The sequence below is a fragment of the Natronorubrum sulfidifaciens JCM 14089 genome (assembly GCF_000337735.1).
GTDB lineage: Archaea > Halobacteriota > Halobacteria > Halobacteriales > Natrialbaceae > Natronorubrum > Natronorubrum sulfidifaciens.
Genome location: NZ_AOHX01000037.1, coordinates 185,983 through 210,888, shown reverse-complemented (window position 1 = coordinate 210,888; position 24,906 = coordinate 185,983). Strand labels below are relative to the sequence as shown.

The window sequence follows — 24,906 nt, the reverse complement described above, 5'->3', positions numbered from 1 at the left end:
GCCGCCGAAGGTCGTTGCATCATCCGGTTTGATTGCTATCGGCGCCGTGGGAGACGATCCCATTTCAGAGCCGACGATGTCGTTCGTTCGGTCGTCGCGGTCCGCTACCTTTTTGACCGCAGTCTCGGAAGGAATCGGCATGCTCACCGTGCGGGCACCAGCGACGAGTGCGAACCTCGGGAGTGGTTTCGATGTCTTCGGTGTTGCCCTTGGAACGCCCGCCGACGTGATCCGGGTCGAACGCGCACCGGAAACGCGGATCACCGTTACTGGGGCAGGTAGCCAGTACATTCCAGAGGACCCGAAACAGAACACCGTCGGCGCGGTCGCCGACGCTCTCGATGCACCGGCACATATCAAGATCGACAAAGGCGTTCGCCCCTCGTCCGGGCTTGGCTCGTCGGCCGCGAGCGCGGCCGGTGCTGCAGTCGCCCTGAACGCCCTCTACGATCGCGGGCTCTCACGCGAGGAACTCGTCCCGATCGCTGCAGAAGGCGAAGCGCTCGTCTCCGGGGAGGCCCACGCCGATAACGTCGCCCCGTCGCTGCTCGGCGGATTCACGATCGTAACCGACGACAGCGTCACGCAGGTCGACACCTCGATTCCGGTCGTCGCCTGTCTCCCTGAAACGACAGTTTCCACGCGCGACGCACGCGGCGTCGTGCCGGAGTCGGCACCGCTCGAGGACGTCGTCACCACCGTCGGCAACGCGGCGACGCTCACCGTCGGTATGACTCGAGACGATCCCGACCTCGTCGGTCGTGGGATGAACGATCAGATCGTCACCCCGCATCGACGGGCCCTGATCGACGGCTACGATCGGGTTCACGAGGCCGCACTCGAGGCCGGTGCGACGGGCGTCACGGTCAGCGGTGCCGGGCCGGGCGTCCTCGCGGTCTGTCACGAGCGCGACCAGAACGCGATCGCCGGGGCGATGATCGATGCCTTCGATGCGGCCGGTATCGAGAGTCGGGCCTACCAGACACACGTCGGCGAAGGAGCACAGCTGTACAGAGACTGATACGGATTGCTGTCCCTATTTGCCGGCGATCGGCGGGACGTGACGACAGGAAACCGTATGATGCTGTCGGACAGTATGACCACGGCTCGAGAAACTGATGGGTGCACGAATCGATGTGGTGCTAACACTGATCGTGCTGTTCGCTGCGAGTGTCGCGGTCGTGACCGTCGACGCGACGCTGTCGCCGCTCGCTGTCGGCGGCGGCGCGCTCGGCACACTCGGTTTCGAACTCGTCGCAACTCGAGATCCAGCCGCTGTTCGTCGCCACTGGGAACGGCCAGCCGTCTACGTGCTTGCCGTTGCGACCGCACTGATCGGCATCGCTATCGGGGCGGTCGTTGCACCCTCGAGCGTGCTGTCGTTCGTCCTCGGCGCGTTGGTAACGTATCTCCTCTTTGTTGGTGTTGTCCATGGATACCAGTCCATCACAGCCGACGCACGTCGCCACTGACCGGGAGTGTGTACCCACGCAACCGACGTTCGACAGCGAGAGACAGCCGTTTCAGTTGTCACGAGAGGGTGTGATGCCGAACGCCCGGCCGGTGAGGTCCTGTGGGACCAGTCGGTAGAACTCGAACGAAAGGGCCTCTGTTGGCGAGTCGGGGCTGACGTTGAGCGTCGGGATCGTCGCGTTTGCCGCGATCGCACTCGAGGCACGCGCTCGATCCGCGTCGGGGACGGACTCGAGCGGGCCGCGAACCAGTACGCTTCGTGCGGGCGTGTCGGTGAAGACGGTGAGGGTTGCGACGTCGGTCGTTTCGATGAACGCCAGCTTCTCGCTGTCCGGTTCGGAGACCAGTTGGAAGTAGAGGTCGCCGCCGTCGTAGCCGAACGACTCGGGGACGGCATACGTTTCTGCTCCATCGGTTAGCGACAACACACCGGAGCCCTGTTCGCGGAGAAAGGCATCGATTTCATCCCGGGTGAGTGCAGTGGCTGTCATCAACGGGTGTTCTTCCGGGACCGAATTTATAATTTAATGTACCTGTTTATGGGAGTATCCCAAACAGCTAAGTTATCGTGCCAGCCGTGAGAGAGGCGGCTTCGAGACGGTCGCTGCGGCGACAAAAAATCGATCTCCTGATAATACTGACGTCTAGACGCCGCGACCCTGCATCTTCTCCTCTTCGGGGAGGTCGACGTTCGCGTCGCCTTTCATGCCCTTGCCAAGGTTCTTCGAGATGTCCGCGAGTCGGTCGGGGTCGTCCCAGTTGTTCGTCGCTTCGACGATCGCTTCGCCCATCGCTTCGGGATGCTCCGCGCCGAAGATCCCACTGCCGACGAAGATGCCATCGCATTCGTGGTGCATCATAAGCGCGGCATCAGCAGGCGTCGCAATCCCGCCAGCAGCGAAGTTCACGACTGGAAGGCGACCCATCTCGGCCGTTTCGTGGACCAGTTCGGCCGGCGCTTCGATCTCGCGAGCGTAGGCTTCTCGTTCCTCGTGGCTCATGCCCTCGAGTTTGCGGATCGCGCCTTTGATCGTCCGCTGGTGGTGGACGGCCTGATTGACGTCGCCCGTTCCCGCTTCGCCTTTCGTGCGGATCATCGCCGCCCCCTCGTTGATGCGCCGGAGCGCTTCGCCGAGGTTGCGCGCGCCACAGACGAACGGAGCCGTGAAGTCGCGCTTGTCGATGTGGTAGGCGTCGTCAGCCGGAGTGAGGACTTCCGACTCGTCGATCATGTCGACACCGACGCTTTCGAGGATTTGCGCCTCTTTGGTGTGGCCGATTCGGGCCTTCCCCATCACGGGGATCGAGACCTCGTTGACGATTTCCTCGACGTCTGCCGGGTCTGCCATCCGGGCAACGCCGCCGCGTTTGCGGATATCCGCCGGGACCGCTTCCAGCGCCATGACGGCGACTGCACCGGCATCTTCAGCGATACGAGCCTGTTCTTTGTTGACGACGTCCATAATAACGCCACCTTTCTGCATCCGGGCGAACCCGCGTTTGACGAGTTCGGTTCCGCGTCGCAGTTCCTCGAGATCGGTGTCTTCGCTCACAGTGCGCCGTTAGGAACCACTGTACTTACGCGTGTCCGTTCGATACTGCATTTGCCGATAGTCGTGGCGGCTGCCGTACATGGTCCCAGTTAGGGCACAGCGCATGGCTCGCCGTCGAACAGGCGGGCACGGACTCGAGAGCCGGACAGTTGCACAAGCGGCCGATTCCAGCAGCCGAGTTCGGCCTGCAGTTCGGGATCGAGTTCGAGTGTCGTGTCTCGTGGCAGGCCAACGCTGAGCTCGCCCCGGAGTCGTGCCCGCGTGCGGATCAGTTGGCCGTGCAGCGTCGTGTAGCTCCACAGCGACCAGTCGCGACGCATAGTGGTTATTCGAGTGCGCGGGCGTGAAACCTCGAGTCGGACCCATCTCCCATCGCTGCCATCGACGGCAGTGTGAGTCCCGTGTGGCCCGGGTGTGACCGAGATCGCGGCTCGTTCCTTCGGATAGCCCCAGATCTCGCGGCCGAGGGCGACCGACGGCTCGGTCGTGACCGGGAGCCAGTGGACGTAGCCGCCGAGTTCGGTACCGACGAGCTGGGTGACCGGCAGCGTCGTCCGACCGCCGCGGACGGCAGGAATGATGACCGCAAACTCGTCGTACGGCTCGAGACCGGTGTCGGCGTCGACCGCTCTCGAATCAGTGTCGTCGCTCGAGCCGCCGACACGGTGGTAGTGGATGCCGGCGAGCACGACACAGCCGACGCCGGGCGCGATCGCCACCGCAGAGAGGTCGGCTGGGAGGAGGGTCTCGAGCCGCCGCCGGCGGGCCGGAACGACTGCGCCACCGATCGCAAACGAGAGATCCAGCGGGAGAGAAATCTCGTGGCCGGTCGAAAGCGTCACTCGGGATCGACCGCCGGTCGGAGAGTCCATACGGCGACGAACGGCATAGTGGCAGATATATCCGGGGACAGGACGGGACAACCGCTACTGTTTTGCGGGTGTCGACCGTCACGCCGGATGAAACGATGTCCGCGACGACTGGGTTGCCCGACCGGGACTCACTGCCGACGTATCTCACACCGCTGCCGAAGGCGATCGAAGACTTCGGATTGCGGTTTGCATGGCTCATCGTCGCGATCAATCTCATCGGGACAGCGTTTGGCTTCTGGTACTACTCCGGGCAGTTCGCCGCCACGGCGACCGTCATGTGGCCGTGGGTTCCCGACAGCCCGATGGCGACCCTGTTTATCGCGCTGGCGATCGCGGCATGGAAACTCGGCTACGAACAGCCGTGGCTGACGTCGCTTGCGTTTTTCGGCAACATCGTCCTCGGGCTGTGGACGCCGTACACGCTGCTTGCGTTTTATGACTCGTACTCGTATCTCCATCCGCTGATGTTCCAGTTTCTGTTCTGGAGTCATCTCGCGATGGTCGTGCAGGCGTTCGTGCTCCATCGAATTTCCGACTTTCCCGTCTGGGGCGTTGCCGTCGCCGCCGTCTGGTATACGAGTAACCTGATCGTCGACTATTTCATCCCGATCGTCGGCGAGCCACACCATACCGTCATCCCCGTCGCGCGCGATGAACCGATGTTCCTCGGCGCGGACGCACTCGGCGTCATCGCTGCGGGCGAAGTGACGTTCGTCCTGCTGGCGCTTTTTCTTGCCCTGGCGACGCGAGTCAAAAAGTGTGAGGCGACGTCTACTCAGCGCACCTAACGCAGGTCATCGGCAAACGCGAGTTCGAGATACGAATCGAGCGCACGAGCCGGCGGCTCGCGCTCGATCGTTTCGGCGGCCGGATCGTACGCCACCACACCCGATTCGGTCAGTTTCGGGAGATGGTTGTGGTGGAACTCGAGGCGGATCGCTTCGCGTCGGTCTCGTGTCGACGCGCCCTCTCGATGGGCGAGTCGGTCGACGACGTCCTCGAGCGCCACTGCGCCGATCTTGCGGGAAAGGTAGTACAACATGTACCGACGTCGGTCCTCGAGCAACAGTTCGAAGACCGTATCCGTGGGGAGACCAGCGTCAGTATCGGCGTGTTCGACAGTAGTGGTATCGGTGTTCATGGTGCTCTGTACTCGGCTTACGCGGCGGCAAACGACGGCTCGGCTCGGAGCGACTTCAGCAGAGCACAGCAGAGGTTTCGCCAGCGCAATTATAACTTTTCTCCAATGGTTCGTGAATCAAACTCGTTCAAACGAGACAGTCTCCGCCACTGGACGATCCAAAACGGCTGACTATCAGTGACGCAGGCCACACGACGAGATAGAAAAACGAGTGAGAAGAAGGAGACTGTTCGGTTAGTCGTGTTGGAGGATAACGACCGCCGACTCGGTCTCGATCATCTCACCGTCGCCCGAGTACGTGCGCTCGAGCGAGACCTCGAATACGTCGTCCTCGAGTTCCTCGCCGGCGACTCGCAACACGCCAGCGTCGTCGTCGATTTCGTACTCGCCGCTGTCGATTCCGGCGTCGATCTCACCGACTTTCGAGCCGAACTTCGGCCCGAGCGTCGAGTACTCGAGGTCGATCGAGGCGACCTCGGTCGTCACCTCGGGTTCGGCCTCGAGGACCGACAGCTCTTGGACGTGCATCACGTGCTGGATGGCATCCTCGAAGCCCTCAATCGGGCCGTACACCGACACCGACTCGAGGTCGGCGTTCAGCGGCAGCTGGTTCTCGCTCTTGTAGCGCCGCAGCGCCGAGATGACCTCCATTGCGGTCTCGCCGGCCTCGAGGTCGGCCTCGTACCCCTGTGGGGTGGGCCACTCGCGGGTATGGATGCTCTCGAGGGCATCCGTGTCCGCGGCATACACTGCCTGCCAGATTTCTTCGGTCACGTGGGGCAAGAACGGGGCCCACAGCTCGAGGAAGGTCCGATGTGCCGTCCGCAGCGCGTACTGGGTCGACGGCTCGTCCTCGCGAGTCTTGGCAATTTCGAGGTAGTCGTCACAGAAGGTGTTCCAGAAGAACGTCCGCAGACGGTCGCGGGCCTTGGCGAACTCGTAGGCCTCGAGGTGGGCCGTGAGATCGGTGACGGCGTCGTCGAGTTCCGCGAGCAGCCAGCGGTCGATCGCCTCGAGCGTCTCGGGCTCGTCGGGGTCGCGGGGAGCGAGCGTGTCGACGAGTTTCGAGGCGTTCCAGAGCTTGCGCAGGAGCTTTTCGCCCGCGGTCAGGTCCTTCTCCTGATACGGGAAGTCGTCGCCGACGGCGGCGCTGGCTGCCCAAAAGCGCACGGCGTCGACGGGGTACTCCGCGAGCACTGCGTCGGGTTCGACGACGTTGCCTCGCGATTTCGACATCTTCTCGCGGTTCTCGTCGAGCACGTGACCGTTGATCATCGTCGCGTCGAAGGGGACCTCGCCGGTGTGCTCGTAGCATTTGATGACGGTGTGGAACAGCCAGAAGGAGATGATGTCGTGGCCCTGTGGGCGCAGATCGAACGGGTAGAGTTCGGGGTTGTCCATCGTGAACGCTTCTTCATCAGCGTCCCAGTCCCAGCCCGCGTTGATCAGCGGCGTGAGCGAGGACGTCGCCCACGTGTCGAAGACGTCCTCTTCAGGGACGAACTCGTCGTTGCCACATTCGGGACAGGTGTCCACTGGCGGCTCATCAGAGAGGGGATCGACCGGCAGCTCCTCCTTTTCGGCGAGGATCTCGTGGTCGCACTCGCGACAGTACCAGACCGGGAAGGGGATGCCCGAGTCACGCTGACGAGAGATCAGCCAGTCCCACTCGAGTCCCTCGATCCAGTGTTCGTAGCGGGTGAACATCTTCTCGGGGTACCAGTCCATCTCCTGGCCGGCCTCGAGGTACTCGTCTTTGTGATCTAAGACCTCGACGTACCACTGTTTGGAGACGCGGTACTCGACGGGGGTGTCACAGCGTTCGTGGACGCCGACGTCGTGGACGATCTCGCGGCGGTCACGGAGGTAGCCGTCGTCGTCTAAGTCCTCGACGATGGCCTCACGGGCGTTCTCGGTCGAGAGGCCTTCGTAGTCGCCGGCGAGGTCGGTCATCGTCGCGGTCTCGTCGATGGCGACGCGCAGGGGCAGGTCGTGGGCTTGGTACCACTCGATGTCGTTCTGGTCACCGAAGGTACAGCACATGACGATCCCGCTGCCTTTCTCCATGTCGACGCGCTCGTCGGCGATAACCGGCACTTCGTGGCCGAAGATCGGAACGCGGGCGGTCTCGCCGACGAGGTCTGCGTTGGCCTCGTCGTCGGGGTGGACGAAGACGGAGACACACGCCGGAATGAGTTCCGGACGAGTCGTCGAGATGACGAACTCCTCGCGCGGGGCGTCGTCGCCGGCGAGTTCGAACGCAATATCGTTGAAGTGGGCGTGGCGCTCGTCGTCTTCGGTCTCGACTTGCGAGATCGCGGTCTCACATTCGGGACACCAGATCGCGGGTGCTTTCTTGCGGTACTCGCGGTCTTTCTCGTAGAGATCGATAAAAGACAGCTGGGAGATGCGCTGGACGCGTGGTTCGATCGTCTTGTAGGTGTGTGACCAGTCGATCGAGGTGCCGAGTGATTGCATCTTGTCGGTGAACTCGGCTTCGTACTCCGTACAGACCTCCCGGCAAAGCTCCTGGAACTCGCGTCGTTCGTAGTCCTGGTGGCGAATGTCGAGTTCCTTCTCGGTCAGGCGCTCGCTGGCGATCCCGTTGTCGTCGTAGCCAAAGGGAAAGAGGACGTCACCGTCGGCCATTCGCTGGAAGCGAGCGGCGAAGTCCTGCAGCGTCGAGCCATAAAGGTGGCCCATATGCAGGCTGCCCGAGACCGTCGGCGGCGGCGTATCGATCGCGTAGGTCGTGTTCGGATCTTGGCCCGGCTCGCCCTCGTAGGCGTAAGTCTCCTCGTCGACCCAGCGCTGTTGCCAACGCGTTTCGACGGCGTCAGGGTCGTAGCCGCCCTCGAGCGTCGGTTCGGTCGCTTCGGGGTCGTCCATGCTCATGCTCTCACCGCCCGCAGTGGGCGTCGTCGATACGTCGTCGTGACGTGGGAATGGTGTTCGTCCATTAGTGATACCGGTCGTTGTTCGGTGAATGCTGGTCGCCGACAATACATCCGTCGAAACGGGGTGGGGAGTGTGGGGCTAGGCCGCCCCTACGAAAACGGCGGTCCACGAGCCATCGAACGCGTCGACCGCGACGGCGTCGGACATGGCTGAACGTAGCGCCGGGCACGGTGTTAGGTGTTTCGTCGTCCGGCGTCCGGCATCGGTTCGCGAACTCGTCCATTCGCGTGGTCGTTTCAGTACTGGTCGTCCGCATCCCCAGCCGTCCCCTCGAGGCGAATCACTGCCCGCGAGTCGTTGATGCGCTTGAGTTCACCGTCGAGATACGACGCCAGTCGCTCGAGGAAGCCATCGGGCGTCTGCTCGTCGCCGGTCCTGACCAGCGTGATCCGGTCGTGGCTGCGTGCATCGTACGTGCCTTGCATGACGAGCGAAAACAGCTCTCTGGGTGTGACGGGCTCGCCCGCGTCCAGTTTCGCGGCAACACCCTCGAGTGAGGATTCGACTGTCGTCTCGACGCCGAAGGTGACCGAAACCGAGACGTTCGCCTCGCGGTCGGTCGCCGCGAGATACTCCTCGGAGCTTCGGATCGCGGGCTCGAGAAGTTCCTCGAAGTCGACGCCATACTTCTCGGTGCCGAGATAGAGAAAGGCAACCAGTGCTCGCAGGCCGTCCAGAAACGCCTCGTCGGTCGTCGTCCGCTCGAAGAGCTGTTTGCGGTCTTTCTCGGGGAGCGTATGCAAGAGCAAGTCGAAATCGAGCACCGCCGCGTGAATCCGCCGTCGGATGCGCGCCTCGGCGTTGCGTTTTGACTGCTCGTGGCTCATCTCCCGCTCGCCGAGGAGGTAGGCTCGGTCCGCGGGACTCAACACGCCGCGTTCGCGGTCGAGGTCAGTGTTCATAATCGGATATGGATTATACAACACCCGATACCATCCGAACTGCTATGACTCTCCCGGTCCGAATGGCAGCCAATGCATTCGTTTCCTGATACTGTTGCGCGGACGCCACCGGGAGCAGTCAGACGGGTTCCTGTCCAGTCGGGTGGCCGACGCGCCAACGGGAGTGACCGATGAGTGGGTCCGTTGCAGCCAGATACGCGGACACGATCGTCTCTCACAGCCGGCTCGTCATCGTCCTCGTCTTACTGCTGACCGCCGTCGTCGCCGCTGGCGTCGCCTTCGGCGAGAGCGAAGACGGCGAGATCGGCCAGTTCGAGACCGATTCCGAAGAGACCGACGCCTTAACCGAGATCGATGCGACCTACGGCACAGACGACGGCGTCGTCGCCCAACTCGTCGTCCGCGATGAAGGCGGGGACGTCCTCACGCGCGAATCGTTACTCGAGGGGTTGCGCCTCCAACAGGAGATCCGCGAGAACGACGAGTTGAACGCCACACTCGAGGACGAGGGCTTCGTCGGCCTCGAGAACATCGTCGCGACGGGTGCGGTGTTCGAGGATCGAGCCGCTGCCGGCGGTCCGCCGGACACGAGCGAGCCGACCCTCGAGGAACAGATCGAAGCACTCGAGGACCGCTCTGACGAGGACGTCGAGGCGCTGCTTGCTGACGTGCTCGATCCCGACGCCGAGCAGGGTGGGGAGGACGCCTACGAGTTCCTGCCGACTGACTACGAACCGGGCTCGACCGAGGCTGAATCGCGGATCACGTTCATCTTCCAGGTCGACGACAGCGGCCCCGACGAGGACCCACAGGCAGCCTACGACGCACAAGTCGAGATCGCCGACCTCGTCGACCAGCGCTTCGACGACGCCTTCGTCTTCGGGCAGGGGATCACCGACGCGGCATCGGCGAGTGCGGTCGGTGACAGCTTCGCGATCATCACGCCCGTCGCGCTCGTGCTCGTCCTCGGTGTGCTCGCGATCACGTACCGAGACGTCGTCGACGTTCTCATCGGACTGTTCGGCATCGCCGTCGTGATGGCGTGGCTCGCGGGCATCCAGGGCTGGCTCGAGATTCCCTCGAGTCAGCTATTGATCGCCGTCCCCTTCCTCCTGATCGGGCTGAGTATCGACTACGCGCTCCACGTTGTGATGCGCTACCGGGAGGCCAGAGCCGGCGAACTCGAGGCCTCGAGCGAGGCGCAGGCGAGGGCTGCGAGCGACGGTGGATCGATCATCGGCGCACGCGCTGGGATGACACTCGGGCTGACGGGCGTCGTGCTCGCACTCGCCGCAGCGACCGTCTCGACGGGCGTCGGCTTCCTCTCGAACGTCGTCAGCCCGCTGCCGGCGATTCAGGACTTCGCAATCTTGAGCGCCGGTGGGATTCTCGCGACGTTCGTCGCCTTCGCCGTCCTCGTGCCCGCGCTCAAGGTGACCGTCGATGATTTCCTCGAGACCCGGTTCGACCGCAACCGAGCGAAACCACCGTTCGGGACGGGCACCAGCGTCGTCAACCGCGTGCTCTCGAAGTTCGTCACGGTGGCTCGTCGGGCACCGCTTGGGATCGTGTTCGTCGCGCTCATTCTGGCCGTCGGCGGGGCCTACGGCGCGACGGGGATCGACACGGAGTTCAATCAGGCTGATTTCCTCCCCGAAGACGCCCCCGAGTGGGCCAAATCCCTCCCCGGACCGCTCGCACCGGATACCTACACGATCAGCGACGACGCCGCCTATCTCGGCGCGAACTTCGCCGACCGTGGCGAAGGGAGTCAGACACAGATACTGATACGCGGGGACGTCACCGATCCGGACGCGCTCGTCGCGATGGACGACGCGATCCGTGACGTCGACGGCCACGGAACGATCGTCGTTCGGCCGGGCGGGCAGGCCGCCATCGACGGCCCGCCAGCAGTGATCCGCGACCTCGCAGCCGAGAACGAAACCGTCGCCGCCGCGCTCGAGGAACGCGATACGAACGACGATGGCCTGCCGAACGAGGACGTCGCCGGCTTCTACGACGTGCTGTTCGAGGTCGATCCGGATCGTGCCTCCGAGGTCCTCTACCGGGGCGACGACGGCGGGTACGAGTCGGCGCGGCTCCTCGTGAACGTGCAAGGTGACGCCGCCGCACAGACCGTCGCCGACGACACCCGCGACGTGGCAGCCGCGATCAGTGACAGCGGCGTCGTCACGGCGATTGCGACGGGTGGACCCGTGACGACGGCCGTCGTCCAGGATGCGCTGCTCGAGACGCTTGTGCAGGCCTTTGCCGTCACGCTGGTGGTAATTCTGGTCTTCCTGACGGCCCTCTACTGGGTGCGCCACCGCGCGCTCTCGCTCGGGGTAATCACGCTTGCGCCCGTCGTCGCCGCGCTCGCGTGGCTGCTCGGAACGATGGCGCTACTAGATCTCCCGTTCAACAGCGAGACCGCAGTGATCACGAGCCTCGCGATCGGCCTCGGCGTCGACTACAGCATCCACGTCGGCGAACGGTTTATCGCCGAACGAGACGAACGGGAGTCACTCGAGGCGGCGCTGGCAGCGACGATAACCGGCACTGGCGGAGCGTTGCTGGGGAGTGCGGCGACGACGGCCGCCGGCTTCGGCGTCCTCGCGCTGGCCCTCGCACCACCACTGCAGCGCTTCGGACTGGTGACTGGCCTGAGCATCATCTTCGCGTTTATCGCCTGTCTCACCGTGTTGCCGTGTCTGCTCGTGCTTCGTGAACGGGTGCTCGAGCGCGTTAGTGCGTGAGTCGGTCGCTGAAACCTTTTTGCTGGTCGGCGATGTCGCGAGATAGCGCACAATGAGCATGAACGCATTTGTCATGGATGGGATCGGCGAGACGGGAATTACGGAGAAGGAGCCGCCGGAGCCGGGACCGGCGGACGCGATCCTCAAGCCCACGAAGGGGCTGATCTGCACCTCGGACTGCCACACCGTCCACGGGGCGATCGGCGATCGCGAGAACCTCACGCTGGGCCACGAGGTTGTCGGCGTCGTCGAGGAGGTCGGCGACTCCGTGAGCGACTTCGAGCCCGGCGACCGCGTCGCTGTCGGCGCGATTACGCCCGACTGGAACTCGAAAGCTGCACAGGACGGCCACTCCTCGCAGTCGAACGGGGCGCTTGGCGGCTGGAAGTTCGCGAACGTCAAAGACGGGACGTTCGCTGAGTACGCCCACGTCAACGACGCCGACGGGAACCTGGCACACATTCCAGACGATGTCAGCGATCACGAGGCACTGTACACGACGGACATGATGTCGACCGGGTTCGCCGCGGCCGAAAACGCCGACATTCCGATCGGTGGAACTGTCGCCGTCTTCGCCCAGGGACCGGTTGGGCTGATGGCGACGACGGGGGCCGAGTTACAGGGCGCTGGCGAGATCATCGCCGTCGAAACGGTCGACAAGCGCCAAGAGCTTGCCCGAACCTACGGTGCTGACCACGTCGTCGACTTCCAGGAGGTCGATCCGACCGAGGCGATCATGGACTACACCGACGGCGAGGGCGTCGACGCCGCCATCGAAGCGCTCGGCACCGATCAGACCTTTCAGGACTGTATCAAGGCCGTCAAGCCTGGCGGGACCGTCTCGAACGTCGGCTACCACGGGGAGGGCGAGTTCCGGCACATCCCCCGCGAGGAGTGGGGCGTCGGGATGGCCGAGATCGACATCGTCACCGACCTCTGTCCGGGCGGCCGGCTCCGTATCGAACGACTACTGCGACTGCTCGAGAACGACCGGGTCGACCCGACCGAGATGACGACCCACGAGTTCGAGTTCGACGAGATCGAGGACGCCTTCGAGATGATGGACAAGAAAGAAGACGGGATCATCAAGCCGCTGATCCACTTCGAGTGAGACGGCCCCCTGTGCCGGTGTGCCGGCGCACTCGCGGGACGGTTCGCGGTTGCCGGCACCGACGAACAGTCGTCCAGATGATCCTACGGCCGCGTCGTCAGTTCTGGTGTGTCACTTCTCTCGAATCAACAGCCCTTCAGCGATTTTCCTCGAGAATCGGCCAGCGAAGGTCACGGGCACAGGGCGTCGTAGCCGAGTGTGAGGCCGCCGCCGGCCGCGACGAGCGTCCGCCCGGTGTGACCTGGTAGATGCCGACGACAGCGTGGTCGCCATAACAGTAGTTTGTAATCGGTTTCTTTATTCAAAGTGGCTTGTGAAACTCGAGTTCAGTGGAGGCTGAGACGGTATCACTAGCAACCGCGAGCGAACGGAGTGAGCGAGCGGGCCAAGGAATCCCTCGAAGCCGCGCCAACGGCGCGGCTGAGGGGGTGACGCCGTGCTTTTCATCAACGTTTTGCCGAGTGCGGTCGCTTCGCGACCGCACGCAGAGCAAAAGGTTGGCACGTGTAGTGATCCAACTGTCTGATTCAGTTTCAGGTATAATTCTGAATGAAGAAACCGCGCTACAATCTACTGACGATAACGAGATTCGACGACGAGGCTCGTGGCCACCGGAGGCCGACGACGATACGTGCAACTCGAGGTGAGAAACCGTGTTCTTCCGACCTGTTACTGCTCGAGGCCGCTATCAGAGTGGGCCCGGACCCATAACTCACCGATGCGGGAGAGACGCGTTCGGTAGGATTTCCCGTGTTCTTCGCGTTCGATGTAGCCTTTGCCGCCGGGACCGAGTCGGTCGACGTTGTAGATCACTTTCGAGCGGAAGCTGTCCGTATACTCTTCGTTCAGTTCGCGGGCAAGCGCTTCGGCGAGCTCTGACACCGAGTCGAACTCGCCGTCCTCGCCGAGTTTGTACAGGATGAGTTCCTCGAAGGGTTTGACGTTCGAGAACGACGCGACGGGCAACTCGACGATGTGTTTGCCGCCGATCTCTTTCGCACCGATGGTCGTCCCGCGTTCGTCGAACTCCGAGAGGAGGTCCCGTGCGCTCTCGAGGCGATCGTCGACCCGATCGTCCTCGAGGTCGTTGGCGCCGTTGAGTTCCTCGAGCAGCGTGATCTGTGCGCGCAGTTCCTCGGCGAGTTCCGTCTCGAGGTACTTCTCGGGGGCGGTGTAGTAGGTGTGGATGTGCTCGCGGTCGTCCTGTCGTTCGACCATCAGCGAGTGGGCGGCGTTCGCGAAGGCGAAACTGACGGTTCGCGGCATCGCAGCGACGTTGACCCAGACCTCGTTGCCGTCGTCGAGTTCCGCGGTGATGAGTTCGTAGGCCTGCTCGAAGGCGGCGTCGTAATCGTAGACGTCAGCCAGCACGAACCGTTCCGTACTCGCCCCTAACAGGTTTCGAAAATCCGTCTCGAGTTTCTTCGAGAGCCGACGCGAGTACTCGACGTTGGCCTCGCTGCCGACGGCACCCTCGAGCAAAATGACGCTATCGACGTCGATCTGATCGCGAACCAGCGGCGCGATCAGCCGGTCGTAGTCGAAGCCGACCGGGACGATGTGGGTTTGCATACGCGGTACGTGGGACGACAGCATAATCAATCCCGCCACGTTGGACGCGGCGTGGGTCACGGTCTCGGCGGTCAGGGATCGTCTGCCGGTTCCCGGTCGAGCAGCGCCGGCTCCTCTAAGATCGCGGTGATGAGTTTTCGCTGGGCCGTCCGAAGGTGTTCGTGAAACGTCGCGGGCGTTACACCCATCGCGTCGGCGACTTCCTCGCCGGAGCTGTGACGCGGCCACTCGAAGTAGCCGCCGAAGTAGGCCGTCTCGAGGGCCACTTGTTGGCGGTCGGTCAGCGTCTCCGCCAACCGGGTCCGGAGCTGTTCGATCGACTCCCTCGAGGGGGTGACGCGACGGCGGGCGACGGTCCGCATCCCGGGATACACAGCGGCGATCTCGTCGACGACGTCCCGAACGTCCGTGCCGGTCGAAAAGCGGACCGTCGTGGTGTAGTCGCCGTCCTCGATGGCTGCCGACTCGACGTAGCCGCCGTGGGCGTCGATGACGCCGATCATCGGCGGTGCGCTGATAGTTAACTCGAAGGTCACTTCGCCGGCCGACTCGTCGATCACGGTGACGCCCTCCCAGTGTGGGACGGACTCGATGAGGGTTTCGACCACTGGCAGCGTCTCGGCGGCTGTGGTCCCGTATTCGAGATACCGTTCGTCGTCGATCCGGACGACGCGGTCGAACCAGACCGAGTGGCCGCACATCGAGGGGCCGTCGAAAATCTCGACGGCGTCGTCGATCACGAGTTCGAGCTCGATCAGTTCCTCGCCCAACAGCACGCGCCGTCGCTCGAGGGCGGCGATCGCATGGCCCAGAATGTCCCCGAGCTGACCGATGACGTCCCGTTCCTCGTCGGTGAACGCGTTCCGGCGGGCGCTCGTCACGCCGAGGACACCGTAGAGGACGTCGTCGTGTGTGATCGGGATCGCTGCCGCCGAGGCGTAGCCGTGCTCACGGGCGTCCTCGTACCAGGGTTCGAACGACGGGTCGGAAAAGACATCGTTCGACACCTGCATCGTTCCGGTCCGAATCGCGGTCCCGGCCGGTCCACGGCCGGCGGGATCGTCGGCGTCCGTCGACAGCGGAATCGTCTCGACGTAGTCGTCGATGCCTGCCTCGACCCGGTGTGTGATCTGTTTCGATCTGGCGTCGATGTCCGCGATAAACGCGAACTCGTACGACGGCGAGTCCGCCAGCGACTCGCAGGCGACCTGTTCGAGTTGGGCTCTGTTCGAGCCGTCGACGATCGCGTCGTTGATCTCGCGGACGACGCGATTGACGTGATCGAGCGCCGACAGCCGTTCGCGCTGGCGCTCGAGTTGGCGTTTACGGCGGCGGCTATCGGTGACGTCCCGAAGGATGACGAGATGGGCCCCGGGCAGCACGTCGGCAACAGCGGTGTACTCGACGACCCGTTCGGAACCGTCGGGCCGAATCAGCGAGACCGAGTCCCGAAGCCGTCCCTGCTCGAGAAGCGCCGTCCGGGCCGACTCGATGTCGTAGTCGTCGTGGACGAACTCCTCGAGTGACCGGCCGGACAGCGCCGAGCGCTCGAGGCCGAGCAACTCGCTTGCGGCCGGGTTGGCCGCGACGATTTCGTCGGTGTCGCCGACGACGATCGCGTCGTGTGCGTCCTCGAAAACCGATCGCAGCCGTCTGTTGCCGTCAACGAGCGCTTGCTCCTGTGTTTTCCGCTCGGTGATGTCACGAACCAGAACCGTCACGCCGGTCTCGCCCGGATAACAGCGGGCTTCGAACCAGCGGTCGCTGGAATCGTGGTAGGCGTCGACCGTCAGGGGACGCTGTGACTCGAGTGCGCGTGTATGCGCGTCCGAAAAGAGCGAGTGAACGGCGTCGGCCGTGGCGGTTGCACTCTCGGTTGCTCGAGTGAAAAGCGCCTCGGCCCGTTCGTTGATGAACGTACACTGGAACTCGGAATCGAGCGCGTAGACGGCGTCGGAGACCCTCGCGAACACGTCCGCAGAAGGAATAAACGAGTCGCTCGACGGCTCGGCGGTGGTCTCGGTCGAGCGCCGGTCGTCCTCCATACGAATACCGTGCTAGCTACTGCCAAAAGCGTAGTGGGTGTCACGGCTGACTGACAGGAACGACCGAAATGGGGTACACCCCATCGTAGGACCGCCGTACGAGAGGTGTGAACCGACGAGCAGTGGCTCCTCTCGTTCAGTGTTCGGCGTTATACGGATTACTGTCCCTGTGTCCCGCCGATCGCCGACCCGTGCTGGCAATCGGCGGTCAGTGACGACAGTAACCCGTATCAGTCGGTCTCGGTATCGGTCTCGAGGTCGATCGTCCGAATCAGCTCTGCGATCGTCTCGCGGTCACGCGCCGGGTCGACGTCGAGGTGGACCGGCAGTTCCTCGAGCGTCAGTTCCGCTCCGGCGGCGACATCGGCAACGCTCTCGAGGGGGACCGTTCCGCCGGCCATCCCGTAGCTCGTCTCGGTCGGCCAGACGGCGACGTGGACCTCGGCGTCGATCGGCTCGAGGGCAGCGCCAACGAGGTCAGGATCGACGGGGTAGCTCGCGTCGATGACGTACCAGACGCCCGCTTCGCCGTTTGCCGCTTCGAACTCGAGGGTAGAACGGGTGCTATCGACGTGTACCCCCTCGTCTTTGATCGTCTTGATGAACTGTCGTTTCGCTTTGGGTGCGGCCTGAGCGAACACCGTCGACGGCGGGATACCGACGTTCGAAAGCGGTGGCGAAAACGTCAGATAGACGGTAAACAGCGAGCGGACCGGTATCTCGCTCGTGCCGACCGATTGCATCCGGTCGGCGCTGTCGATCGGTTCGTACAGCGTCGTCTCCGCGGTGATCGAGAGCAACAGGACGTTCGACGTCCCCGTTCGGGTGCCATGCTGGCGCCACGAGTCGGCCAACGACGCCGGCAGATCAGACGGCATGACGAGCGGCTACGAGTCCGGTGCCTTTCGGTCTGGCGATCAACGCGCCCCGATTACTCCTGATAGCGGACACGCACCATCCCCTCCGAGGTGACCCCAACGATCAGCGGCGTCGAAATCTCGCGGCCGGACACCGCAGCGCCGGCGGCATCGCTGACGGCCTTCATGAGATCCGGCGCGGTGTGATCGACTTTGACGCCCTGTTCGTCGCAGGCTTCGTAGACGAGTTGTGGCACGTCATAGAGGTCGGTGCCGGACGGAACACGAATCCGAACCGGTGCCCGAAGCGCTTCCGCGAAGGCAACCGTCTCGCGCGCCTTCGAGACGTTCTCTCTGGCGCTCGATTCGATCGAAGAGACGTTCGCACGTGACGTCCCGAGTGCGTCGGCGATATCCGCCTGCGAAATACCGCGTTCACGCAGCGCAAGCACCTGTGCCTGTCGATGCGTCAAGACGCTCGTCTCCGGTTCGAAGCCGATCTCCTCGAGGAGTTCCTCGACCTCGTCGATCACGACAACCGCCTCCACTCTCGATCCGAGTCCCGCGTGCGCATATACAAAGAGTAAGACGGCGACGGGATCAAAGCTTCCCCGGTCTGGTCGCAGAACGGCCGAACCGTATATGGCGATCGCGTGATTGTCATCGAACATGAACGTTGCTGCGGCCGCCGACGCGTGCGACGACGTCCTCGAGGAGATCGGGACTGCCGTCATCGGCACAGATGAACTGTTCGAAACGATCTTGACGGCCGTCGTCGGTCAGGGACACGTCCTCCTCGAGGACGTCCCCGGAACCGGAAAGACGCTGACCGCACGCTCGTTGGCGACGGCACTCGACCTCGAGTTCGCGCGGATTCAGTTCACGCCCGACCTGTTGCCGGCCGACATCACCGGGACGCACGTCTACGACGAACACGCTGGAGAGTTCTCGTTCGAAGCCGGCCCGATCTTCGCAAACGTCGTGCTGGCAGACGAGATCAACCGTGCACCGCCGAAAACGCAGGCCGCCTTGCTCGAGGCGATGGGGGAGCAGCAGGTCTCAATCGGCGGTGAGACCCGCGAGCTTCCGGAGCCGTTTCTCGTCATCGCGACGCAAAACCCGGTCGAACAGGAGGGGACGTTCCCGCTCCCCGAAGCGCAGGTCGACCGCTTTATGATCAAAACCGAGATGGGATACCCCGACCGCGACGGCGAACTCGAGTTGCTCGATCGGCGGGCAGACCGCCACTCGCGGACGCCGACAGTCGGCCGTGTCGCCGACCGAGAGTCGGTGCTCGAGTTGCAATCGGTTCCGGAGACGGTCAGCGTCGAGCCGTCGATTCGGACGTATCTGGTCGACGTCTGTCGGGCGACCCGCGAGGACGACCGCGTCGACGTCGGCATCTCACCCCGCGGACTCCAGCGGCTGTTCGAGGCGAGTCGTGCCCGCGCCGTCCTTTCGGGTCGGGAGTACGTCGCGCCCGAAGACGTCCACGCGGTCGTCCACTCCGTTCTCGACCATCGGCTCGTCCTGACGACGGAGGCGGCTGTCCGCGGCGTCGATCCACGAACGGTCGTCGAGGGCGCGGTCAACGACGTTCCCGTGCCGTCGATGGAGCGCTAATACTCGAGTGGCCACCGCTTCTCGTCGCTCGCGGCAAGTTCGTCAGCGACGCCGTCGGCAAGCCGGTACTCGGTGCCCGCCCGGACGACGGTTCCCGCCCGCTCGAGGTGTGTTAAGTGGGCGTCGGACTCGCCGGGGCCATGGAGAATGTGGATGCTTTCGAGGTCACCGAACAGGTCGTCGCTGACTGTCCAGGTGTCACAGGGCCCCTTCCGATCGAGGGCATCGAGTACCCGCCACGAGCGCTCCTCGTGGTGGTCGATGATGTACTGTGCCCGCGCGGCCGGGTCGTCGATCGGGTCGCGATGGCCCGGCCACGCCCGGTCGTAGTCGGCGTCGACGATCCCCTGCAGTGCGCGCAGGTACTTCTCGAGCGGGCGCTCGACGCGAACGTCCGCGCCGCCGACGTTCGGCGTGTACACGGGAAGCAACGCATCCCCGGAGAAGACCTCACGGCGGCCCTCACGGGTAAACTCGAACATACAGAGTCCAGCAGCGTGCCCGGAGGTGTGGACGACCTCGAGGTCGATGCCGTTGACAGAAAACGTCTCGCCGTCTTCGACGGTGGTCACCGTCGGTGACTCGCCCGTCGGCTTCCCACCAGCCAGCACTTCCCGGAGGGCGTCCCGTTTGGCGTCGGGCATTCCCCACTGCTCGAAGGACTGTTCTTGCAGGTCGGACAGCTCGGCCCACGCGTCCTCGTCGCCCTCGATGAGCGGTGCATCGGCAGTGTGTGCATAGACCTCGGCCCCGCTTGCGGCCTGTAACTCGCCTGCCAGCCCGGTGTGGTCGCCGTGCCAGTGTGTGAGGAACATACGGTCGATGTCCGAAAACTCGAGCTCACGCTCGTCGAACGCGGCCTCGAGTTGCTCGCGTGTCGTCGCCATCCAGTCGCCGGTATCGATCAGGACTGTCTCCGGACCGTCGGCGAAGAGATACGTGTTGTTGTTGCCCTCGAACGCGGAGTTCGATAGTGAGAGTCGTTCCATGTGGGTATAGCACACGGATAACGTGAAAACTGTTGTGAGAGTTGAAGATGGACGAGGGTCACCCTCGAAGCACCCACACGACGAAGGCAACGGCGAGCAGCCCCGTTCCGACGGCGACCGCTGCGTGGGCCGGCACACTGATCGAGAGTTCCGGTAGCAGCCACCGATAACAGGCGACGGTTGCGACGGCGACGACTGCCCCCGTCGCCGCTGTCCCGCCGATATGGACGAGTTCCGCCCGTAGCGTCGCCGCCGCACTGCCCAGTTCCGTTCGGACGCCGTCAGCGTACTCGCCGATATCCCACAGCACGAACGCCGCCGCCGCCGTAATGATCGCGGCCTCGACCTGCCCGACGATAGCGATCCCGGCCGCGAGCACACCCATCGCTCCAGCCGCAAGCGCAGCCCCGATCGCTCGTGGCGGCAGGAGTCGGAACGCCCGCATCATTGTCACAGCCCAGAGCATCGACGCGAGGAGAGCCAGCGTCACCACGAGCACGACCGCCGCCACCGCAAACGCCGGCAACGCCTCGAGCAACTCGAGCACCGATGGCGGTGCCGTGCCCTCGAGTGCTCCCGTAAGGTCCGCCTCGAGTGCCGAACCGGGCAGTGCGCGTGCAGCGACGAGTGCAACGACAGCCCCGCCGACAACCGGGGCGAGCAGTCGGGCGCAGACGCGAGCGATGTTCCGACCGAGGAGGCGACGTCCCCACTCGAGAACCGAGAGCGAGAGCATGACGACGAGGACGATGCCGAACACGAATCGCAGCCCCGACGACGTCACAACCGTTGCGAGGCCGGAGCCGACGGGGTCGGGGAGTCCCGTCTGCAGTTCCGCGGGCGTCACTGGTCTCGTCTCGAACCGCGCGCTCACCGACGACGCGCCAACGGCCACGATCGACAGGACGAGCGCACCACGACCCACGCGCGAGCACACCCACCGAAGTCGTGTACTGCCAGTCGCGAACGAGCCGCGACGGTCGGGCGGGACGAGTCGATCGAACGGGACGTATCGAAGCGCCCGACTCGAGACGACGGCTGTGACCACCACCAGACCGGCAAAGGAGACGACCGCCCAAGCGTCGTTTGCGGCGACGAAATCGCCAGCAGCGCCCAGCACGTCGACCACGGCAGCGCCGGCACGGTCGCGAACGGCCGACTCGGGGACGACTCGGAGAACGACGACACCGACCACGCCGATCGCAGCGAGCGTCGTCCCCGTTGCACCACGGCGGACGCCACCGGTTCCGAGTCGATCCCACGGGGCGACGCCTGCCGCGAACGCAGCGATGACGAGCGACCAGACGGTGAGCGCGGAGACGACGCCAACGGTCGGCGACGTCACTGCGAGGATAGCAGCCACCAACACGGGAGACGACAACAGGACCGACGCGGGGACGGCGAGCGCCCCACCAAACCCGCGAACGAGCGGGCGTGAACTCCCGAGCAGGATCGTCGTCAGCGCCACACCGAGTCCGGCACCCATCGCGAGGGCAGCCAGTTCGAACCCGACGAGTCGCGACCCGATTCCGATCCCGACCGCGAACGTACACGCGATCATCGCCACGTCGCTGACAGTCGGCCGAGCGAGCGCTCGCCAGAGCCCTCGCCTGCCCGCCGTCAGCGCGTTTTTGCCCGCCTCGAGGGCGGCCGAGCGAGGCGAGCGGTCGGTCGATCGCTCGTGGCCACGCTCAGTGCCGGAGATCGAGTCAGGCGTCACGCCGACCCACCCCCAGCACCGGCCCGAAACGCCCGCGCAAGCGCGATCGAGATGGGCTCCTCGAGGGACCAATCGGCAACGGTGACGCCGATCCCACGGAGTGCATCGATTCGGTTCGCCCGCTCGAGGCCGGCGATCCGCGCCCCCATCGAGGGCGTCGTCGTCGCCAGCCCGTCGGTCACGTCAGGTGTGATAACGGTGACCGCGCGGCCTCGGGTTCGAAGCGTCTCGACGAGGGCGACCACGTCGTCATCGAGCAGCGGCGTACAGAGCGCGACCTGTGCCTGACGTGGCAGCCGTCGCTCGAGGTTGACCGCAAGCGAATCGTCGTCGCCGGCACGTTCCGACGACGGGTAGTCACCGCCGTCAGCAACAGCGTGGCCGTCGTCGACAACATCGTCGATCCGTCGGCGAACGCCGCGTCCGGCACCCGGCTCGACCCACGCCGACCCCGAGAGCATCGCCAGTCCGGTTCGGTTCCCCTCCTCGAGCGAGGCCACGACGCCACGCGAGGCGGCATACAGGGTGAGATCGAACGAGTCGGGACCGCCGCCCGGAGTCTCGCGGTGGTGTGTGAGTCGGTCGTCGATGACGAACACGATCGTCACGGCTCGTTCTTCACGGTATTCGACGGTCGCGAGGTCGCCAGTCCGGGCGAACCGGTGCCAGTCGATCCGGTTGATCGGGTCGCCACGGCGGTAGTCGCGCGTCGAGAAGAACTCGATGCCGCTGCCGCCATCGTCGGTCGGTGTCTGCCCGACGAACTGGATCGTTCGGTCCTGAAACGGGATCGAATCGAGCAGCGTCTCACACGTGAGCGACGTGTCGCCGCCCGGTTCGCGCTCGTCGGTCGTGATCGCCGTCGCCGGCAGTGAGCGCAGCCGCAGCGTCGTCGTCCCGAACTCGTGTTCGCCTCGCGGTGGCGTGAGTTCGTACTCGTGTGTGACCGTCTCCCCCGGCGAGACGGCCGTTGCGAACACGGGCGAGCCACGTGTCACGGCCACGTCTGCCGGGGGTTCGTCCGCGATTCGAACGTCCGGCAACACTCGTGTTCCCTCGTTCGTCACTGAGAGCGTTACCGTCACCGACTCGCCGGGCCGGACGCGGGTTTCCTCGAGCGACCGCTCGAGGCGAACGACAGCGGCCGTCTCGGCATCGGTCTCGGGGGCCGCAGTGTCGGCACCAGCCCCCAGCGTGGGTATCGAACTCGCCTGCCCGACGAGGACGAACCCCAACCCGACGACCGCGAGGAACAACAGGGCTGGAACGCCGAGCACGACCGCGAGCAAACTCGACAACAGCGCACCGACGAGCGCGGCCTGCCAGCGTGCCTGTCGACTCGTGTCAGTCACGACGACACCCCCTCGAGCCCGCCATCTGCCGGTGTCGGCTCCGTCGGTGTGTTTGCCCCCGTCGTCGACTGTATCCGCTCGATCTCCTCGAGTGTCCGCTCGAGGCTCCGTTCGAACGGCTCGCCAGTACTGACGAGGTCGAACAGCCAGAGCCACAGCGGCATCCGCGGCCCGTCCGCGGTCGCGAGGAAGGCACTCGCACGTGGATCGTCGGTCCACGTCCCGGCTTCGATCGCCGCCATCGCGTCGTCACCACGGTCCGTGTGGGTTTCGTAGGCCGTCGCCGCGATCCGACGAAGCGACTCGAGAAGGGCCAGCCGCGCCTCTTCGCGAGTGGCTCGCGGTTCGTCGTCGTACGCCGTCGCCACGGTAACCAGTTCCTCGGCAGTCTCGCCGACGACGGGCTGTCGGTCGGACTGGGACGGTCCCTCGTCGAACCGCGATTCGGCCTCGAGTGACGGCTCGGAAGCGACGAGCGAAGTCGTCGATGACGACCGACGGCGTCCCGTGATCCCGAGCGTCGGTGCGAACAGCACGAACACCACGGCGAGTCCGAGGACGACGAGTTCGGGATCGACGCCCTCGAGCACCACCCCGAGTTCGGGCACGGACTCGAGGAGCAGTCCCGGCCGAACGGCGACGACGGCGCCAGTCGCGACGAGAAGCATGCCAAGGAGCGTTCCCAACACGAGTCCCACCGTCGACGGCGTTCTACTCATCGGTCTCACCCTCCTGCCCGCCGGCTTCGTCCGCGGCAGGGGTCGTCTCCGTCGATTCGGTCGCCTCGAGCGCCGACTGGAGCCGGTCGTGTGCAGTCGTCGTCCGCTCGAGGTGCGTCTCTGGATCACGACCGCCGTACTCCACGTCCCGGAACGAGTGGGTGATCGTCTCGACCGGTTCGTCGGGCGCACCGGCATCGCGGGCACTGCGGGCCACGTCGGTCGGCGTCGCCGTGGCGACACGCTCACGGGACATCGGTGCGGCGTCGATTACGCTCTCGAACGCCGCTCCGATCCGTTTGCGTGCGCTGGCATGTCCGCCGGCAGCGTCAGCCGTCGACGCATCGACTCGGCCACCGAACAGCGACGAGCCGACAGTTCGGATTCTGACGCCTGTCCTATGGAACGCGCCGACGAGCGTCGCAGCCACGAGCCCCGGTAACTCGGCGATCGACCGCAGCCCGTAGAGTGCGCCGATCGCCCGCTCGAGCGCCTGCGAGCAGGCAACGACGCCCGAAAGCGCGGCCGAAACGAGCCGGCCGGGAATCGAGAGCACCGCCGCGGTCGGGTTCGATCGTGTGGCGAAGACGTACGCGAGAGCCACGAGTCCACCCACGACGAGACCGCCCATCACCACGCCGTCAGAAAGGCCGGGGACGGCGTCCTCGAGACTCGAGTCGTCGCCATCAGCGTCCGCATCGGCTGTGGGCTCATCGGTGGTCTCATCGACATGGCTTTCACTGTCACTGCGTTCGGACTCGCCGCTTTCGGTGTCGCGATGTCCGTCAGCACCGCTTTCGGTGTCACTCCGTCCGTCAGCACCGTTTCCGTCGTCCGAACTCCCCTCGCCGGGAGTATCCGCTTCAGCGCCGCTGGAAGCAAACTCGTCGCCACTGTCGCCAGCGATATCACCGCTCGAGTCACCATCGAGCGCGGAGAACAACGCAGTCAGTCCGTACAGCGCCGTTTCGGCGATCGAGTGCTCGCTCTCGGCGGGACGATCACCGACCGCTCCACCAGGAAGATTTGGCAGTTCTGTGTCGATATCGAGGGGTCCCCCAGCGCCATCGACGTCCATCGCGTGCTCGTCCTGTTCGAACGCGGTCTCCGTCTCTGTCTCCCGTTCATCGGAATCGCGATCGACGAACTCGCTTGCCGGCGATTCCGACGCGATCATCGGCATCGCACTCGCGGCGAGAACGAGTCCACAGACAGCACAGAGAACGGCACTCATCACGAGCAGTCGTCTCAGCTCCGATCCAG

General features: G+C 64.6%; 21 protein-coding genes. 6 read left to right on the top strand and 15 right to left on the bottom strand.

The genetic code is table 11. The features are described from left to right. Positions 1-139 precede the first annotated feature (139 nt). Both C495_RS09380 and C495_RS09375 read left to right on the top strand, forming a co-directional pair. Positions 140-1,021, top strand: a complete 882-nt coding sequence (locus tag C495_RS09380) for a homoserine kinase (protein ID WP_008162257.1) — start codon at positions 140-142, stop codon at positions 1,019-1,021. 97 nt (positions 1,022-1,118) lie between these two features. Then, entirely contained in the window at positions 1,119-1,472 is a 354-nt protein-coding gene (locus C495_RS09375; RefSeq protein WP_008162255.1) for a hypothetical protein, read from the top strand. Positions 1,473-1,523: 51 nt separating this feature from the next. On the opposite strand, the gene C495_RS09370 is transcribed toward C495_RS09375, so the two are convergent. The 3 genes from C495_RS09370 to C495_RS09360 form a co-directional block, all read right to left on the bottom strand. Next, positions 1,524-1,964: a pyridoxamine 5'-phosphate oxidase family protein gene (locus tag C495_RS09370; protein WP_008162253.1), complete on the bottom strand. Its 441-nt coding sequence runs from the start codon at positions 1,962-1,964 to the stop codon at positions 1,524-1,526. Positions 1,965-2,117: 153 nt separating this feature from the next. Then, a complete protein-coding gene (pdxS, locus tag C495_RS09365) occupies positions 2,118-3,026 on the bottom strand; it encodes a pyridoxal 5'-phosphate synthase lyase subunit PdxS (protein ID WP_008162251.1) in 909 nt (302 codons plus the stop codon). 89 nt (positions 3,027-3,115) lie between these two features. Next, positions 3,116-3,898 (bottom strand): acetoacetate decarboxylase family protein, encoded by a 783-nt coding sequence (locus C495_RS09360; protein ID WP_008162250.1) that lies wholly within the window; start codon positions 3,896-3,898, stop codon positions 3,116-3,118. A gap of 95 nt (positions 3,899-3,993) precedes the next feature. Here C495_RS09360 and C495_RS09355 point away from each other — a divergent pair, with 95 nt between their 5' ends. Beyond that, positions 3,994-4,686, top strand: a complete 693-nt coding sequence (locus tag C495_RS09355) for a DUF1405 domain-containing protein (RefSeq protein ID WP_008162245.1) — start codon at positions 3,994-3,996, stop codon at positions 4,684-4,686. Here the strand turns inward: C495_RS09355 and C495_RS09350 are convergent. The 3 genes from C495_RS09350 to C495_RS09340 form a co-directional block, all read right to left on the bottom strand. After that, positions 4,683-5,039: a DUF7344 domain-containing protein gene (locus C495_RS09350; RefSeq protein ID WP_008162243.1), complete on the bottom strand. Its 357-nt coding sequence runs from the start codon at positions 5,037-5,039 to the stop codon at positions 4,683-4,685. The genes C495_RS09355 and C495_RS09350 overlap by 4 nt on opposite strands. Positions 5,040-5,273: 234 nt before the next feature. Further along, a complete protein-coding gene (locus C495_RS09345) occupies positions 5,274-8,042 on the bottom strand; it encodes a valine--tRNA ligase (RefSeq protein WP_049890241.1) in 2,769 nt (922 codons plus the stop codon). A gap of 191 nt (positions 8,043-8,233) precedes the next feature. Next, on the bottom strand, positions 8,234-8,899 hold the full coding sequence (locus C495_RS09340; protein ID WP_008162239.1) for a hypothetical protein: 666 nt from the start codon (positions 8,897-8,899) through the stop codon (positions 8,234-8,236). A gap of 170 nt (positions 8,900-9,069) precedes the next feature. On the opposite strand from C495_RS09340, the gene C495_RS09335 reads away from it, so the two are divergent. Both C495_RS09335 and C495_RS09330 read left to right on the top strand, forming a co-directional pair. Further along, positions 9,070-11,655 (top strand): efflux RND transporter permease subunit, encoded by a 2,586-nt coding sequence (locus C495_RS09335; protein ID WP_008162237.1) that lies wholly within the window; start codon positions 9,070-9,072, stop codon positions 11,653-11,655. A 58-nt stretch (positions 11,656-11,713) separates the two neighbouring features. Then, positions 11,714-12,766: a zinc-binding dehydrogenase gene (locus tag C495_RS09330; protein ID WP_049890240.1), complete on the top strand. Its 1,053-nt coding sequence runs from the start codon at positions 11,714-11,716 to the stop codon at positions 12,764-12,766. A gap of 669 nt (positions 12,767-13,435) precedes the next feature. Here the strand turns inward: C495_RS09330 and C495_RS09325 are convergent. From C495_RS09325 to C495_RS09310, 4 genes are all read right to left on the bottom strand, one after another. Continuing rightward, the gene (locus tag C495_RS09325) at positions 13,436-14,338 is read right to left on the bottom strand and encodes an HFX_2341 family transcriptional regulator (protein ID WP_008162232.1); all 903 of its coding nucleotides are present in this window, start codon (positions 14,336-14,338) and stop codon (positions 13,436-13,438) included. 71 nt (positions 14,339-14,409) lie between these two features. Beyond that, positions 14,410-16,383: a bacterio-opsin activator domain-containing protein gene (locus C495_RS09320; RefSeq protein ID WP_008162230.1), complete on the bottom strand. Its 1,974-nt coding sequence runs from the start codon at positions 16,381-16,383 to the stop codon at positions 14,410-14,412. Between the two features lie 230 nt (positions 16,384-16,613). Then, positions 16,614-17,261, bottom strand: a complete 648-nt coding sequence (locus C495_RS09315) for a hypothetical protein (protein WP_008162228.1) — start codon at positions 17,259-17,261, stop codon at positions 16,614-16,616. Positions 17,262-17,314: 53 nt separating this feature from the next. Then, positions 17,315-17,773 carry a Tfx family DNA-binding protein gene (locus tag C495_RS09310; RefSeq protein WP_049890257.1) on the bottom strand — a complete coding sequence of 153 codons (459 nt, stop codon included), beginning with the start codon at positions 17,771-17,773 and terminating at the stop codon, positions 17,315-17,317. 136 nt (positions 17,774-17,909) lie between these two features. Between C495_RS09310 and C495_RS09305 the strand changes: the two genes are divergently transcribed. Continuing rightward, positions 17,910-18,863, top strand: coding sequence for an AAA family ATPase (locus C495_RS09305; protein ID WP_008162224.1), 954 nt, complete (start codon positions 17,910-17,912; stop codon positions 18,861-18,863). Here C495_RS09305 and C495_RS09300 read toward each other — a convergent pair. Genes C495_RS09300 through C495_RS09280 form a run of 5 tightly spaced genes read right to left on the bottom strand, consistent with a single transcriptional unit; the run spans position 18,860 to position 24,877 of the window. Next, entirely contained in the window at positions 18,860-19,852 is a 993-nt protein-coding gene (locus tag C495_RS09300; protein ID WP_008162222.1) for an MBL fold metallo-hydrolase, read from the bottom strand. The two genes, C495_RS09305 and C495_RS09300, sit on opposite strands and share 4 nt — an antisense overlap. A 58-nt stretch (positions 19,853-19,910) precedes the next feature. Continuing rightward, on the bottom strand, positions 19,911-21,572 hold the full coding sequence (locus C495_RS09295) for a DUF7519 family protein (protein ID WP_008162219.1): 1,662 nt from the start codon (positions 21,570-21,572) through the stop codon (positions 19,911-19,913). Further along, positions 21,569-22,924 (bottom strand): DUF58 domain-containing protein, encoded by a 1,356-nt coding sequence (locus C495_RS09290; RefSeq protein WP_008162217.1) that lies wholly within the window; start codon positions 22,922-22,924, stop codon positions 21,569-21,571. The genes C495_RS09295 and C495_RS09290 overlap by 4 nt, the downstream gene beginning before the upstream one ends. Then, positions 22,921-23,643, bottom strand: a complete 723-nt coding sequence (locus C495_RS09285; RefSeq protein WP_152418895.1) for a DUF7269 family protein — start codon at positions 23,641-23,643, stop codon at positions 22,921-22,923. The genes C495_RS09290 and C495_RS09285 overlap by 4 nt, the downstream gene beginning before the upstream one ends. Further along, positions 23,636-24,877, bottom strand: a complete 1,242-nt coding sequence (locus C495_RS09280) for a hypothetical protein (protein WP_152418894.1) — start codon at positions 24,875-24,877, stop codon at positions 23,636-23,638. Before C495_RS09280 ends, C495_RS09285 begins: the two co-directional genes overlap by 8 nt. Between the last annotated feature and the right edge of the window lie 29 nt (positions 24,878-24,906).